11 protein-coding genes and 4 pseudogenes are annotated in these 15,271 nt (G+C 45.2%); 4 read left to right on the top strand and 11 right to left on the bottom strand.

Annotated features, from left to right (window positions below):
* Positions 1-24: 24 nt before the first annotated feature.
* A complete protein-coding gene (locus tag AC2TDL_RS10095; protein ID WP_484700921.1) occupies positions 25-198 on the bottom strand; it encodes a hypothetical protein in 174 nt (57 codons plus the stop codon).
* A 480-nt stretch (positions 199-678) separates the two neighbouring features.
* Between AC2TDL_RS10095 and AC2TDL_RS10090 the strand changes: the two genes are divergently transcribed.
* A complete protein-coding gene (locus AC2TDL_RS10090; protein ID WP_484700918.1) occupies positions 679-1,080 on the top strand; it encodes a hypothetical protein in 402 nt (133 codons plus the stop codon).
* 289 nt (positions 1,081-1,369) lie between these two features.
* Here AC2TDL_RS10090 and map read toward each other — a convergent pair whose 3' ends face one another.
* The 5 genes and pseudogenes from map to AC2TDL_RS10065 all read right to left on the bottom strand — a co-directional run.
* Complete coding sequence (gene map / locus AC2TDL_RS10085; RefSeq protein ID WP_484700916.1) at positions 1,370-2,116, bottom strand: type I methionyl aminopeptidase; 747 nt, start codon at positions 2,114-2,116, stop codon at positions 1,370-1,372.
* 7 nt (positions 2,117-2,123) lie between these two features.
* On the bottom strand, positions 2,124-2,771 hold the full coding sequence (locus AC2TDL_RS10080) for a TetR/AcrR family transcriptional regulator (protein ID WP_484700914.1): 648 nt from the start codon (positions 2,769-2,771) through the stop codon (positions 2,124-2,126).
* Between the two features lie 188 nt (positions 2,772-2,959).
* Positions 2,960-3,082, bottom strand: a pseudogene (locus tag AC2TDL_RS10075) (DJ-1/PfpI family protein); the annotation flags it as partial.
* A gap of 17 nt (positions 3,083-3,099) precedes the next feature.
* A pseudogene (locus tag AC2TDL_RS10070) lies at positions 3,100-3,268 on the bottom strand (IS5/IS1182 family transposase); the annotation flags it as partial.
* Between the two features lie 27 nt (positions 3,269-3,295).
* A pseudogene (locus AC2TDL_RS10065) lies at positions 3,296-3,726 on the bottom strand (transposase); the annotation flags it as partial.
* Positions 3,727-4,120: 394 nt separating this feature from the next.
* Here AC2TDL_RS10065 and AC2TDL_RS10060 point away from each other — a divergent pair.
* Positions 4,121-5,479, top strand: a pseudogene (locus AC2TDL_RS10060) (IS4 family transposase).
* A 459-nt stretch (positions 5,480-5,938) separates the two neighbouring features.
* On the opposite strand, the gene AC2TDL_RS10055 reads toward AC2TDL_RS10060, so the two are convergent.
* Positions 5,939-7,321, bottom strand: a complete 1,383-nt coding sequence (locus AC2TDL_RS10055; protein ID WP_484700912.1) for an NlpC/P60 family protein — start codon at positions 7,319-7,321, stop codon at positions 5,939-5,941.
* A 276-nt stretch (positions 7,322-7,597) separates the two neighbouring features.
* On the bottom strand, positions 7,598-9,037 hold the full coding sequence (locus AC2TDL_RS10050; protein WP_484696056.1) for an IS6 family transposase: 1,440 nt from the start codon (positions 9,035-9,037) through the stop codon (positions 7,598-7,600).
* 173 nt (positions 9,038-9,210) lie between these two features.
* On the opposite strand from AC2TDL_RS10050, the gene AC2TDL_RS10045 reads away from it, so the two are divergent.
* On the top strand, positions 9,211-10,782 hold the full coding sequence (locus AC2TDL_RS10045; RefSeq protein ID WP_484700910.1) for an extracellular solute-binding protein: 1,572 nt from the start codon (positions 9,211-9,213) through the stop codon (positions 10,780-10,782).
* 99 nt (positions 10,783-10,881) lie between these two features.
* On the top strand, positions 10,882-11,583 hold the full coding sequence (gene bglS, locus AC2TDL_RS10040) for a beta-glucanase (protein ID WP_484701129.1): 702 nt from the start codon (positions 10,882-10,884) through the stop codon (positions 11,581-11,583).
* Positions 11,584-11,718: 135 nt separating this feature from the next.
* Here the strand turns inward: bglS and AC2TDL_RS10035 are convergent, their stop codons facing one another.
* The 3 genes from AC2TDL_RS10035 to AC2TDL_RS10025 all read right to left on the bottom strand — a co-directional run bounded on the left by AC2TDL_RS10035 (position 11,719) and on the right by AC2TDL_RS10025 (position 15,028).
* Positions 11,719-12,582: a carbohydrate ABC transporter permease gene (locus AC2TDL_RS10035; protein ID WP_484700908.1), complete on the bottom strand. Its 864-nt coding sequence runs from the start codon at positions 12,580-12,582 to the stop codon at positions 11,719-11,721.
* On the bottom strand, positions 12,579-13,550 hold the full coding sequence (locus AC2TDL_RS10030; RefSeq protein WP_484700906.1) for a carbohydrate ABC transporter permease: 972 nt from the start codon (positions 13,548-13,550) through the stop codon (positions 12,579-12,581). The genes AC2TDL_RS10035 and AC2TDL_RS10030 overlap by 4 nt, the downstream gene beginning before the upstream one ends.
* Before the next feature lie 71 nt (positions 13,551-13,621).
* On the bottom strand, positions 13,622-15,028 hold the full coding sequence (locus tag AC2TDL_RS10025; protein ID WP_484700904.1) for a sugar ABC transporter substrate-binding protein: 1,407 nt from the start codon (positions 15,026-15,028) through the stop codon (positions 13,622-13,624).
* Positions 15,029-15,271 lie beyond the last annotated feature (243 nt).

Raw genomic sequence — 15,271 nt, 5'->3', positions numbered from 1 at the left:
ATAACTACTGCATGATATCCCGTTTCAGTCATTCGGCGTCCATTTAGCCGTACAGTGGTGAGAGCCACTATCCGCTGCTCGGTGTCTGCGATCAGCCAGTTCGCTATCGACTGACGCGACAGTTTCACCCCTGACCGCATAAGCAGTTGTTCCTGGCGATAACGGTGCAGCCCCCCGCGTATTTCTGATTCGCCACAATCGATGGCGAGGTCGAGTACCCAGACATCATGGGCACAGGCATGAGACAGGTGAGGATCGGCGCGTATCGTTTAAGCAGGGCTTGCTGAACATATCTCGTTTTAGCCGTGCACGACGGTCTTGCGTGCAGCAGCGCGATGATGACGATAAAGCTCCTGCATGACCAGCAGTTCTTTGTACAGACCTCGTGTCAGCCGAGTTGTCGCCGCTCGCTTTCGTTGACGAAAGCCGGGGGCGATTTCTTACGCTTGGATAATTTCGCAGAGCTCATTATTTCTTGAGCAGGGTGTGAACGAATACTGGTAAGCAGTTTTAATTAGTCGAATATAAAAATAAAACCCGGATAAATCTTTGATCGTCTCGATCTGTCCCATCTTGAGCATCTCCCCGTCCCCATAACCTTTCGCTTCTCTCTATGAATAGGGTACAGGAGTCTTCTGTTGCGGTCTATTCCCCCACGATTTATTGGGGGATTTCTGCTTGTTTTTTCCGGGGATTTCACTTTGCTCTTTCGGGGTACTTTTAGTCTACACTACACACTCGATCAGCCGGCTGCCCGAAGCGTTGGATCTTCCTGTCGAACCGCGCTTGCACACGAGTTATCTGCCGCAGGAGATGATTCGTTTTATTGGTCGTACATGGGAGGGGGCGCCTCATGAGGAGCATCATCTTATTGAATTTTCCCGTTTTTACTACAAAGAGTGGCTTGAGCGGTTGAATCGGCAAAAACCGCGAATTGAACAAACGAAAAAGGCCTTTCGTGACTTCTCCCTTCAGATGGATGAGATCGACCAAGAGGTAAAACGTTTGGATAACAAGTGGGAGCACCTTCATTCGTCTGTTGAAGAAAAAAGGGAAACCTTTAAAAAGGTTATGAAATGAAGCAAATTGAACTGCAAATGATCGGAGAAGCCGGATCTTGGCGGGAGATCAGCTGGGGTTCCAATCACGTGCACGATTCATCGTATAACGGGCACATGGTTTGCGCTTCCGCCCGGACCGCGTCATCTCGGCGGGCATGAGCGCTTTCGCTTGTCTTCCATAACCGAACACAATGGAGCAAGCGGAGTCGAGCGTATGGAACTCGATCTCCTCCTCGACCCATCCATTGGCGGGCAAAGCTGTGGCAGCCTCCGCAGCCGACCATCCCGTTGGTCGACTACTAATTATTCTATTGCGCCGTCAGGATTTGTGGACCTTCAGCCGTGATGGCGATCGTATGCTCGTATTGGGCGGCAAGCTTGCGGTCCAGCGTTCGCGCGGTCCAGCCGTCCGGATCGATTGTCATGTAATAGGTGCCTTCGGTGATCATGGGCTCGATCGTAAACACCATGCCTTCCTTGATGCGGGGGCCTTTGCCGGGATTGCCGATATGCATATAAGTCGGCTCCTCGTGCAGGTCACGGCCGATGCCATGGGCGAGAAGGTCGCGCACGACGCCGAAGCCGTGCGACTCCGCATGCCGCTGGATCGCGCTTGTCACGTCACCGAGCCGATTGCCGGGCTGCGCCTGCGCGATGCCGAGGTCAAGGCATTCCTTCGTGACGCGCATCAGCTTCTCGGCCGTAGGCGAGATCTTCCCGACCGCATAGCTCCAGGCCGAATCGCCGAGCCAGCCGTCGAGCTCCGCGACCGTGTCGATCGTCACGATATCGCCTTCCTCAAGTGGCTTATCGCTAGGAAATCCATGCGCGATCACGTCGTTGACGGAGGCGCACGTCGCATATGGATAGCCCTTGTAGCCCTTCTCGTATGGCTTGGCGCCATGCTTCAAAATAATGTCCTCGAATATGCGATCAATCTCGTTCGTCGTGATGCCCGGTTTGATGAGCGGGGCGATCGTGCGATGGCATTCGGCCACCACTTGGCATGCCTTGCGGATGGCCTCAATTTCATGCTTGCTTTTTAGGATAATCATGTTCGTATCAGGACTCCTCCTTCGTAATAGCTTGCATTGCGAGTTGGGCGATTCGATCGACGTCCAACTCGGAAGCGCCCGTATAGTAGCGTAGCCCGCTGCAGCCGACCAGCACGACAAGCATATGGTCGACGCTGTCGTCTTCGCGCCGGGCGATCGATTGGAGCGGGACGTACAAGCGTTCCATGAATCGTCTCTTGGCGGGGTGCCGATCTCTCTCGGGCAAGCCTGCATAATGTTCCGCCGCCATTTTGTAGACGAGATATGCGCGGGCATCCGACTGCCACAGCCGGAGCAACGCCTTGCAATACGTCAACAGTTGACTATCATTCGGGCTTCCGCCTCTGATATTCGCCCATTCTGCCAGGGCTTGCTCGCATCGCTCGAAGCCGCTATCCAGCACATCTTCGATTAATAAATGTCGGTTGGGGTAATAATGGTATACCGTGCCGTAACCGAGTTTGGCCTCGCGGGCGACGTCGCGAATATCAAAGCTGCCTCCCGTGCGGAAGTAGGCGTGCGCGGCGGCGTCCAGGATCTGTTCTCTGCGCTGCATGCGTATCAGCTCATTTTGTTCTTTGGTACGGGGGCTCATAGGCGTGTGAACCTCCTTGTATAGACCTGCAAATTTGTCGATGAAAATATAATAACGCATGGGGCGGGGATATGCAAATATTCAGGCGGCAGTAGCAGCATTAAGCTCCTCACGGATAACGTTAGTTGAACTTTGCTCAGCTGCGAATCTCGAAAAGCGAGCCCCATGTAGAGAAAGGGAGCTCGCTTTTTTAAACGATGATTTTGTCTTTCGTTGTGTCATAAAAGCGAGGCAGCAAGTTGTACAGATTAGGGCGATTTTGGACTCATATTAAAGTCGACTGGCGCAATGCCTTCCGCTCGCCACACCGTGCCTCTTTTCTCGTACTCGAATAACTGTTCTACAGCATTCGCGATTTGGGGCCCTGATTCGGGTTTGCTGAACGATTTTTATCCCGCGCTTCATTCAGCAAATTCAGATCGGTCGGATACGCCACATCCGCTGGGGCGCAGGTGGCGTCCACCAACAGTGTCCCTTGATTCGGTTGTTCTGGCGTTTCCGACGCCGCGGTGGAATCGATGGCCTCATCGGTCTCAAGTTCGGACGCTTCCGGTGGCGCCGCCGATCACGTTGCTTGGATCGTTGTCATCGTCTCTCATTTCCTTCGCGCCCTCGGTGGCGATGATCTCGTTCAGCTCGGCCAGCACGTCCGTCAGACGTTTGCGGAAATGCGTCATCATGGAATGGTGGAACGGCGGCTTCATGACAAATCCGGGCAAACCGATGAAGTATTGCATATAGGGATTCTCGCTGATCGACGCCAGGGTTTCTCTATCGGTCAACTGCATGCGCTCCTGAATGATCAGCGCGCCGAGCCCATCCGCAGGCTGATCGTTTGCTGACCGCGGAAGGTGTCTTTGAAGAAACGACCGTATTTCTGTTCAGCCGCCGCCCACGACACCAACTGAGCCAACTGAACCCAGCGATTCCCTTCATCCAGTTTTCCGCCGAAGGGAAGAAAGAAATCGCCAGGCAGGATCAATTGATTGTCGAGGTGTGCTGTCGTCTTGAACATTTTCATCGCTCCTTCTGCAAGGATTTTGGGCTGTTTTCCGAAGATTCCTTTGCATATGATTTCGACATACAAATCCCGAATCCCTTATGCTTACTCGACCGAACCCCATAATACTGGAGGTACTCTTCTTTTTCAAAGATCAATATAATTCATTACAGGAATAGCTCCTAACATTTTTTGTTTTAACAAAAGAGTAAGCGATTACAGTAGGCAACGGAGTTCCTTGATTTTCTTTTATGTTACATAACTCAACTTTTGCACCTAGAAAATCAATGTAAAACCAGTTGTAGAACGGTCTTACGGTCTGTTGAATAGCCAGCTTGCCAAAATAGAAAAACACCACTTCGTTTGGTAAAGTGAGAGTGTCAAGCCATCACTACCAGACAGAACCATCATGATAGACCATCAGCCCGATCTGAATCAACTGCCAAACGAATTAAAGCCTGCTTTTCAAGAACTGAAAGTGATGAAACATCTTCAACAAGCCGGATTCCGTAAGCGATTTGGCTTTAGCTGTGCTCGGCTATTCCAACTCGTCTTTGTCCTTCTGTTTCACCAGAAGAATTGGTTTCGACTGCTCGAGAGCAGCAAGGGCGACTCCTTTCCCGGCAAGGATGCCGTCTATCGTTTCCTCAACCATGCAGGCTTTGCCTGGCGTCGTTTTCTGACGTCGCTCAGCGTCGCGACGGTGCAGAAGGTCAGCGTGCTTACGTCGGCAGATCGGACACCGTCTTCATCGTCGACGATTCCATGTTCGAACGCAACCGCAGCAAAGCCGTTGAGTTGCTGGCCAGGTTCAAAGATCATGCCACCGGCGCTTATTACAAGGGATTTCGTATGCTCACCATGGGATGGTCCGACGGCCATACCTTCCTGCCGCTGGACTTCGCGCTGCTCAGTTCCGGCAAATCTGCCATTAACGGCATGAACGAGAAGATCGACAAACGGACGAACGGGTATAAGCGACGTCAAGAAGCACTCCTGTCGGCTCCGCAGGTGATTGTATCGATGTTGGATCGCGCGCTTGCCGCCGGAGCCACGGCCTCCTATGTCTTGATGGACAGTTGGTTCACGCACGCGCCCCTCATTGGCGAGATCGCCTCCCGCGGGCTCGACGTGATCGGCATGGTCAAGAACGACAATAAGCGTTTCCTTGTTCAAGGCCGGAAGCTGTCGCTCAAAGAACTATACACCGCAGCGTCTCCGGTGCAAAGCAAGAAACGAGGCATCCTTCGTTCGATTCGAACCGAGCTTGCCTCCGGCATACCGGTTCACGTGGTATTCGTCCGTCATCGCACGAAGAAGAACGAATGGCTCGCGGTGCTAACGACGGATCTTTCCCTCTCCGTGGAGGACGTGATCCGTATTTACGGGATCCGCTGGGGCATCGAGGTCTTCTTCAAGTGCACCAAGTCGCTGCTTCGTTTGCAGAAGGAGTTTCAAGGCCGCTCCTATGATTTACTGATCAGCCATACGACGATTGTATTCTCCCGCTATATTTTGCTGGCCTGGCAGCATCGGCAAAGTACGGATGCTCGCTCGTTCGGCGGTCTGTTTTATGTGTTGTGCGACGAAGTTGGCACATTGGACTGGGCCATCGCCTTGCAGCAACTGCTCGATCCTGATCAACGAAATCACTACGAAAGCAGGAAAAAAGCTTTCGGCTCTGATTCAACGTCAACTCCAGCAATGGATTGCAACTTTACCCAGCTACATCAAGGCCTGTTTGCCCATTTCATGCTGCGAAAGTTGAGTTACATAACCCTTCCCTCCCATTAAATTTCATAGCTATCAGAAAAAGATACTGAAGCAATATCATGTTGTCTACTATATGATGACGATTGAAATCAGAATATGTAACAGAAGAGATCAAAATTATTATGTTACTATCTTTTCTGATTCTTATGAAGTCGCTTTTTGCGGATTGGATACCCGTTACAGAACAAACATTGTCATTAGTTTTGAAAAAGAATATTACGTTACCTCGGGCAACACCTACAGAGTGGTGACAACAGCCACTATCAAAGAGAGGAACAGAATTTTAGAAACCGCAACTAGCACCTCGGCCCAAGTAAAATACTAACTATTTATTTGAACCATTAGAAATAGACAATAGTAGCGGTAGAGACAATAATCGTTTATAATGAAATTATAATCCGAAAGCATCGGTCAAAGTAACCTCGGGAGAGTTTTCCCCGGGGTTACTTTGTTTTTAGCTATAAACATTTTGTACGTTCATTTGAAACGGCCGCCCATACAGCACCTGTTGATCGGCGTCAAACAAATTCCGGTAAACCACTTGTCCGCGAGTGGATGAAGCATCGACGACCTTGCCGTTTCCGGCATAGATGCCAACATGGGTAATGTCCATAAACCGACCATTGCTGGCATAGCTCCAAAAGACCAAATCGCCCGGAGCCAAATCTTCAAAACGGATTGTCCACCCGTTATCGACACAATGTCTGGCTTGTTCAGCCGCCGTCCGCGGCAACTGAATGCTCAACTGCCGGTACACCCATTGAACAAGATAACTGCAATCTGTATAGCGGTCTAGCCCGGCCAAAACTTGACTGTATGGATCGCCCAAGCGAGTCAATGCCAAGCGGACAGCTTCACCGCCCCATTCCCCTTTCGGCAGATCGTGATAAACGATTTCAAGCTGCTCAGTCGTTAACCCAACATCCATATCTTTACCGAGAAGCGCGAACATGAGCGGGCGGAACTCCGCCGACAACATTTCATGCATGATCTCTCTTTGTTCGATTGTAAAGTCGTAGATGTCGGCCTGCTGCCCAGTAGTATGACTGGCAACTGTAATGTGCAATACCGATTCATACCAGGTTATCGTTTCCTTACTCGTGCTCCCATCTTCATGTTCCACCGTAATCGTTTCCCTGTGTTCAATCGTTTCCACGTAAGAGTCCAGTTGATTCATGTCCCAAAAGACGGAGCGAATCACATCCACCCGAGTGGCGTCCAGTGTGGCTACGTCCATGCCGTTTTCGCTGTCCATTACGGTACGAACCGCAAAGACCGCGATGACGTCCATCCAGTTATCGATGCGAGTATTATCAGCGCTTCCGAGATAATGGATTTCTACACGATCCACTGAGCCTGCATCCCGACGTATGTCCTCCAGTCGGACAGCAAATTCGTTGTCGATGTCTTGTACGATGTCAGAAAGCGGCAATACATCGCTATCCGTATTATCACTGGAGACAAAGATGCCAAAAGGAGATGATACAACCGCAGCAACAGCCATCATGATGCATAGCAAGATGATCACCGTACCGCTAACACCTAAAAGAGCGATCATGCCTTTGGCGAGTACCGCAGTCATTTTCTCCGCTACACGAATCATGCGAATGTTCCATCTGGCAACAGCTTGCAGCCGCTGCTTTGAACGGTGCATGGTCATCAATCGAAAGGCTGCTTTTTGCGCTTCCCTGGCTTTATGTTTCATCCTATCTGTCGGATTATGGACCTGTCCTTTTTCTTGGCTAGACTGATGAATCGGTTTTACTGAATGGGAAAGCACCTTGATGACTTTGCCGCCCGTTTTGACACGCCCGGATACACCTGCATGCGGCTTCACCAGCTTATGAGCGAAAGAACGGTAGTGTCAAAAGTTCTATGAAAACTCAATAGGTGTTCGGGTCGTCTCCCATTTGTTGGGTGGAAAGGCCACGCAATCGCTCTTGACAAACACGCCAATGGTTTGACTCTACTTTAACAAGGGCGACGGGGACAAAAAGAAGGCATGCTAAATAGCCCTTGGTTTTTCCATTTTAAACCATTGGCTAGTTCGGTTTGTCAAGAGTTCGCTCCGCCGATTGCTCGTTTTTACTTCGGGCTCTGCTAAACCAAAAAGTTAGGCTGGTTGTTGTTCGTTAATCCATTGTTGTGCTAAAGCGATCAGTTTAGTCCATCTCGCAGGCATATTCGGGAGCTGCAGTAACTCTGGATTAAGCACTGGCACCTTACCTTCTAATGCAGAATGAGGCCTTAAAAAGTTAAAGTAAGCTACAAACAGGGTCACAAAAGAAACAGATCCTTGTTCGGATCCAAACCCGTGTGTTGAACGATAATTGCCTTTAAATGTGCGATTTAGTCTTTCGATAACTTGTTTGAGATGCCTATACTCCGTTGACACAGGATCTTCATTGGTAAGTCCAATAACCTGCTTGATGTCGAACTGAATATCGTGTTGAGCGAAAAAGTGCTGAGCTAAGAGATAAATCGGATTGCCATCCACCACAAATGTAAGATCTTTAGGAATCTCTTTCAGTTTCATTAAGACATCATCAATGGCACGGATTGCTGACACTGTATCCCGATTTGGCGATACTGGGTAAGACAAAATAATCTTTTTTACCGCATCAAAGAAGAAAAACAAGTAATGCCAACGCCCATTCACCTTGATGTAGGTTTCGTCTCCACAGAACTGGTCAGAAAGTTCGTAGGGATAATAATCTACGTAAGGCTTAAGTATTAGGGCAACTGCATTCTCATAATTTAAAATACTTTGATGCGATATGCTTACCCCATGTACATCTTTCATGAGTGCAGCTGTTTTACGGGCCGAAAGTCCATAGTTGACATGATAGGTTAAAATGAGCCCCAAAGTATGTGGCGACGCATACAGCCTGGATAAATCAACCTTGGGCTTTTTGGGGGAAGACTTAGACAATGGCTGAAAATCGATGTGAAACTGCCGGAAAATGTATCTTAACTTAAAGGATTGAGGATCTTTTTTAAACTGTCTCTTCTCTTTCGAAGACATACCATTTAGTTTCTTTTGGTAATAGGGACAATCATTATTTTTACACTTGAACACGTTAAAGTCTTTTCGCTCTTTGATTTTTTCAAGAGTCTTAGAACAATGAGGACACTTTAAAATGGCCTCTTTCAAATAGCGGCTCTTATCATTAAACAGACAGGAACATACCTTACATTGATACTGTCCTTTGCCCCCATTATTGGCATAAAGATAATCCGATGGAGCACCACACTTCGGACAGTTCATAGATTTAGGTACAGTCGTCTTTGCATTCAAACGCCTTTGAACAGGCTTTAGATGTTTACCGTTTTTCTCTAGGTATTCTGTTAGAAGGATTCGATAATCAAGCTTCTGAAGAGTTTCGTTGATCGGAAGATCATCCACCTGAAGCTTACGATATGGTTTATTGATTGGCTCTTCTTTAGGTTTATCAAACATGTTTTTACCGATAAGAAGAGTAAGTAAAGTTTTAATAATTTGATCTTGGTACTTGATAAATTCAAGTAAATAGGTTAATAATTGAGGATACAAACTTGTCACTTCCTAGTTGTTTGGGATTAAGTGTTCGGTGTGGTAACCTTACTTTTAACCTAAAACTATGGGGGTGGCAAGTTTTTTGCTTTCCGAGACTTATATATCAAGGAAAACCCTCAATTATATATATAAAGTTTTTACAATACGTACTGGCTTTGGGAGGGGATATTATGAAAAGAATGCGGTTACTCCTTATAATTTTTGCCTTCGTTATCATATTAACAGCATTTTTCTTTAAATCGTTACTGCAATGGCGCTCTGCAAATGACCGTTCTGAAAGCATCCAACAACCAGAAGTTTTAACGACCGTGTTCAGCTTGCGTCCATCCCTTAGCTTTAAGAACGGTGAAAGTATCGAGGATAATATTCACACTCGCACAGTGTCTGAAAAGCTTGGTATTGATATTCAGTATTTATGGACTGAACCGGATAACACGTTTTCCACAAAATTAAAGCTTCAGTTATTAAACAATCGAGAAATGCCTGACATCGTTCCCGTACGTACAGATGTCGTTCATCAGTTAATCAATTCGGGACAATTTCTCGCTGTTGATGACTTATTTGAAAAATATGCTTCACCCATTTGGAAAAATGCAATGAATGAAAATCCTTCAGTTTGGTATCCTTACGAACGTGATGGAAAACACTACGCAATCCCTATCCTTGACTATGATTATAATTCTGATCCTTTGCTATGGATTAGAGAAGACTGGCTTGAAAACGTTGGTTTGCAGCCACCTACAACGTTAGAGGAATTGGAGAAGGTGCTTCATGCTTTTACATATGAAGATCCTGATCAAAATGGTCTAGATGACACTTACGGAATTTCTGTCAGTCTAGGTAATACGATTAACACATGGATGGCCGATATAAGCTGGGTATTTGGAATGTTTGGCACCCTTCCTGAACAATGGAATTTTTTTCAAGATTCAAACGAGCTACAATTGGGATCGATTCACCCTGCGGCAAAGCAAGGCCTAGCCAAACTAATCGAATGGCGGGAAGCAGGCTATTTCCCAAATGAAGCCTCATGGCAGGATGAGGTGTCTGCTGCGAGAATGTTCTCACAGGAGAAAACAGGGATCATCGTAGGCCCGCACTGGATGCGTTTCTGGCCACTTAATATGCTGACAGAAAAAAATCCAGAAGCAAAATTTATCGCAATTGCTTTGCCTCAAGGACCTACGGGCTTGTCATATCATCGTGCCACTTTGCCTAGAAATGGAGCAGTGCTAATCAATAAAAACATTAAAAATCCGCAAGCCTTTTTCCGTTATATGAATGAACTTTACGAAACACAAGGCATCGGAAAAGGAAACTATGCTTTCGGTATGGCTGAGGATTATGACTATACTGTAGTGAACGGAGAGCCAACCTTAGATCGCTCGCTTATTCCCGGAGGTTACGTTGATGTATCAGCATATACACTCACCTATGACGGAGCGCGAATTCCCTCTAGCTGGACCGATATGATTGCTGAAACTGAAAAACCCGCACTTGAGCAAATGCTGCCGAGCCGCTTGCTTAATGAATTTAATGGTCCACCTACACCAACAATGCAGAAAAAAGGAGATCAATTACAGCAAACCTTGCATGAAGCCTATGTCCAAATCATCTATGGCAAGAAGCCATTGGCTTACTTTGATAAACTGGTGCAGTATTGGAAGGCTAACGGCGGTGATCAAATTACTGCTGAGGTCAATCAATGGTATCATTCGCTCAATGAAACTAGTAAAGAATAACATAACAATGTTGAATTATTATTGTTTAATTACCCTCCCCTTTCTATCTAAAATGTTATTAGAAAAAAAGGATGGAGTGGTGTTGACGTGAAATATAAAATGTTACTTGTTATGCTTGTAGCCTTATCGCTAATTGGTTGCTCACAAAAGGATAATATTGAGACATGGACGCATTCCTTATCTGAGCACGATACGGAAAAATGGGAAATTTCAAGCGGTTATTCTAATGGCAATCCTTTCAATTGTGCATGGGATGCCAGCAATATTCAGTTCTCCAACGGTACAATGCAACTATCTTTAACAAGTAGTGATCTTGGCAACGTAAGCTGTTCAGAATATAAGACGCTAGAAACTTATCATTATGGTAAATATGAGGTGCGAATGAAACCCGCTAAAAATATTGGCATCGTTTCCTCCTTCTTCATTTATACTGGTCCGTCATTTGGCACACCTTGGGATGAAATCGACATTGAATTTCTTGGCAAGGACACAACAAAGGTTCAACTTAACTATTTTACTAATGGCATTGGCGAGCATGAAGCAATCATTGATCTTGGTTATGATGCTTCAGAGGAGTTTCATAATTATGCTTTTGAGTGGACGAAGGACGCAATTAACTGGTATATCGATGATCAGCTGGTTCATACTGCTACCGAAAACCTTCCTGTCACACCAGGGAAAATTATGATGAACCTATGGAATGGGATCGGCGTCGATGAATGGCTCGGCGCTTATGACGGAACCTCACCGCTGACAGCAGAATATGAATGGATTAAGTACACTCCATATACAGAGGAATAGGCTAATGCTAAAAGCACCGATGCGACAAGCTCGGTGCTTTTTTAATTAAAAAAAGAAACAGCTTTTCCCTACCTAACTGGAGAATGCTGTTTCACTGTTCCTTTGTACGCTAGATTATCACATAGCTAATCATTTTTAGCCTTTTACCGCTCCTGCTGTCATGCCGCTAATAAAGTATTTTTGCGTTAAGAAGAACGTAATGATGACTGGAAGAGTAACAACTGTAGCTGCGGACATCAATAAGTCATATCGGTTTGTATACTGTCCAACAAACAATCGAATACCGACCGGAATTGTTTGTACGTTCTGCGTTGTCGTCAACACCCATGCAAACAACAACTCATCCCAAGCAGTCAAGAAAATGTATACACACATAGCTACAATGCCTGGCAGGGATAATGGAAGAATAATTCGATAAAAGGCTTGTACGCGATTACAGCCGTCAATACGTGCAGATTCCTCTAACTCCTTCGGTATCGCAACAAAAAAGCTGCGAATAATCCAAATACTCATCGGCGTATAGAATGCCGTATATACTAAGATCATTCCCCAATACGTATCCACCATCGGAATGCCAAAGTTGTCCTTAATACTTAAAAATAATAAATAAATTGGTAAGAGGAACATAATGCCTGGTATCATTTGAGTACCAATAATACTCATTCCAAACAATCCTGAGCCAGGAAACTTATATCTGGCAAGAGCATACCCCGCTAAAACTGCCAAGAAGCACGAGATGACCATCGTTGTCGTACAAATAATTAAGCTATTAAGAAAAAACTGCCCGAAGTTAACAGTTTCCCAAAGATTTTTATAGTTTTCCCATTGCGGGTCTGGAATAGTAATGCTCGTAATTCCCTGTAAAATTTCTCCGTTTGTGTGCAGAGATACTTTAACCATCCAAAAAATTGGAAAGACAACAACGGCAACAATACACCAAGTGAGCACATTTAACAGATGATACTCGATTCTTCTCTTTCTTTTCACTTTTACGTTCATTCTGCTCTCAGCTCCGATCTAAAGATTCGATACCAAATACCGACAATGATCAGCATAGAAGCCATTAATAGGAATGATGCTGCTGCTCCCACACCGAAAGACCAATAGCCAAAGGTCTGTCTTGTTAAAGCAGTCATTAACAAGTCTCCCCATTTACCTGGATATCCTGCTCCATTGCCAAACATCATCGCAACAATGTTATAGGAATACACATTGTTAATAATTTGGAATAGAAGCTGAACGGCAATAATTGGCTTCAGCATCGGCAGTGTAATACTAAAAAATTGTCTTAATCTGCCTGCACCGTCGATTCTTGATGCTTCATACAAATCATTTGGAATCGTTTGCAAACCAGCTAAAAATACAACCATAATAAATGGCCAACTTCTCCAAACCGTTGGGATAATAATTGCCCAAATTGTATTTTGACCAATGAGCCAGAATGGCTTTTCACTCATTAAGTGCAGAATGTCCACTAAAATGTAGTTAATAATTCCTTCTTTTTGCCACATAAAGCCCCAAAGTACCCCTACAACATAAGAAGGTACAACCCAAGGAAGCAGCATGGCAGTTCGGGCTATTCCTCTGCCTGGAAAATCACGATTTAACAATATAGCGACTAACAGTCCAATCACCATAACAGCAAACGTTACTACTACGCTGTAGATTGCTGTATTCCGTAAAGCATAACCTAAGCCTTGGCGAACAGGGTTAGACTCATTAAACAATAAATTCGTATAGTTTTCTAATCCTGCAAATGGAGCCTTCAAATATTGATTAAGTGTGAATTGATTAAGCTTTAAGAAGGACATAATGATGCCTTGAATCATTGGTAAAATATGAACCATAAGCATAAAAATAAAGGTAGGCAAAATAAACAAATAGGCAACCCGATGTTCCTTAAAGCTTCGCTTAAATCTTGTCTTAAGTGTAGTTTTGGGTTGAACGGAAACTTTTTGCGCTTCCACATTTATCACTTCCTTCTAATGAAGAGTGCTATCAAGCGAACACTTGATAGCACTCATTTATTTATCTGCTCTTACTGATTTAGAATCGCATTTACTTCATTAGCTGCTTCATCAAGTTGCTGTTGAATTGCTGCTTCACTGTAGGTGCCTGTTACACCCGCTACAATATCCCAGATGTTGCCGAAATATTTAACAAGCGCTGTTTCACTAGGACCCCACTGAGGGACAGATGGATAAGATACACCGTATTTTGTTGCCTCTACCATCGCTTTATAATTTTCATCAGATGCAGCTAGTTGCTCCATCACAGCTAGTTTAGCAGGCAATTGTCCAGAAGCTTGAGCATAAGCAAGCTGAGCTTCATTATCAGATAAATACTTAATTACATCCCAAGCAGCTTCTTTATTTGTAGAACCTTTAAAGATCGTTAGATGACTTCCGCCAATAAATGTTGCTTGGCCAGCAGGTCCCGCTGGAAGTGCAGCAACGCCATAATTTTGTGCAGCAGTCTTCTCAGCAACACCGCCATCTTCTGAAGGCGTAGAGAAGTTTTTAATCATCCAAGAACCGCTTACCATAACTGCACTTTTACCTTCTGAGAAATCGCTTTCGATTTGGGAAGAGTTTTTCTCAAGAGACGCTTTATCTACAAGACCTTCATTCGCTAAACCAGTGTAATACATTACGCCTTGAAGTGCTTTTTCATCATTGAAGGTTGATTTTGTATTATCTTCGTTAAAAATTGAACCGCCAGCTGCCCATATCCATGGGAAAATATTGTGCGGTACGTTCCAGTCATTTTTACCTGGCACACCAAAGGCTACTAGCTTCTCACCTTCGATTTCTACGCCATTTAACTTGCGCAACGTTTCTCTAAATGTATCCCAATCCTTAAATGCTGTTTCAGCATCTAAACCTACTTTCTCAAGTGCATCCTTGCGGTAGAATAGAGCACGAGCATCAACAAACCAAGGAACGCCATAAACATCAGATTGGCCATCGATTTTTGTAGTTTTCCAGCTTGCTGGCAAGTAGCTGCTTTCTCCCCCTACTTCATTAACACGATCTGTTAAATTTTCAATACCGTTCATCGCTGCAATTGCAGGCACCCAGGTTGTACCTAATTGCAAAATATCAGGCCCTTCCCCGCTTGTTGCCGCAGTAGTAATTTTTGTCCAAGCAGAACCCCAGTCAAGCACTGTAACTTCTAATTTCACATTAGGATGTTGATCTAGGTATGGTTGCATAATATTCATAAAATCAGAGTCTGGCTTTGGACTATTAGGCATAATCCAAGCTGTAAGTGTCACATCCTCACCATCAGCAGTTGCATTAGTGTCGCTTGAGTTTGTATTTGCATTGGTCGGTGCGACATTTGTATTGCTGTTCGTTTTAGAGCTGTTGCCGCAAGCAGATAACATTAAACTTGTAACGACCGCAAATGAAAGCAACATAAAACTAATTCGCTTCTTACTCATCTTCAATCCCCCATTAACACCATATTTTTATAAATGACAGACTAATAATGAATGAAAGCCATTCCGTGCGCTGTTCTCCAAGCAATCTGCAGTATTGACTATCAGAACAGACACCGCTATGTGATAAGCCTGTGCTCGATCATTATTGTAAAGTTAAGCTATGAACGACTAAATAACTCGATTTCAACATTAGTAGAGGTTTATTGACTAATCTCTCAAAAGGTGTTAGTGCCTATTGTTATG

The organism is Paenibacillus sp. plas6 (assembly GCF_057221655.1).
Note: the sequence above shows the minus strand (reverse complement) of the source record. Positions and strands in the feature narration are given on the sequence as shown.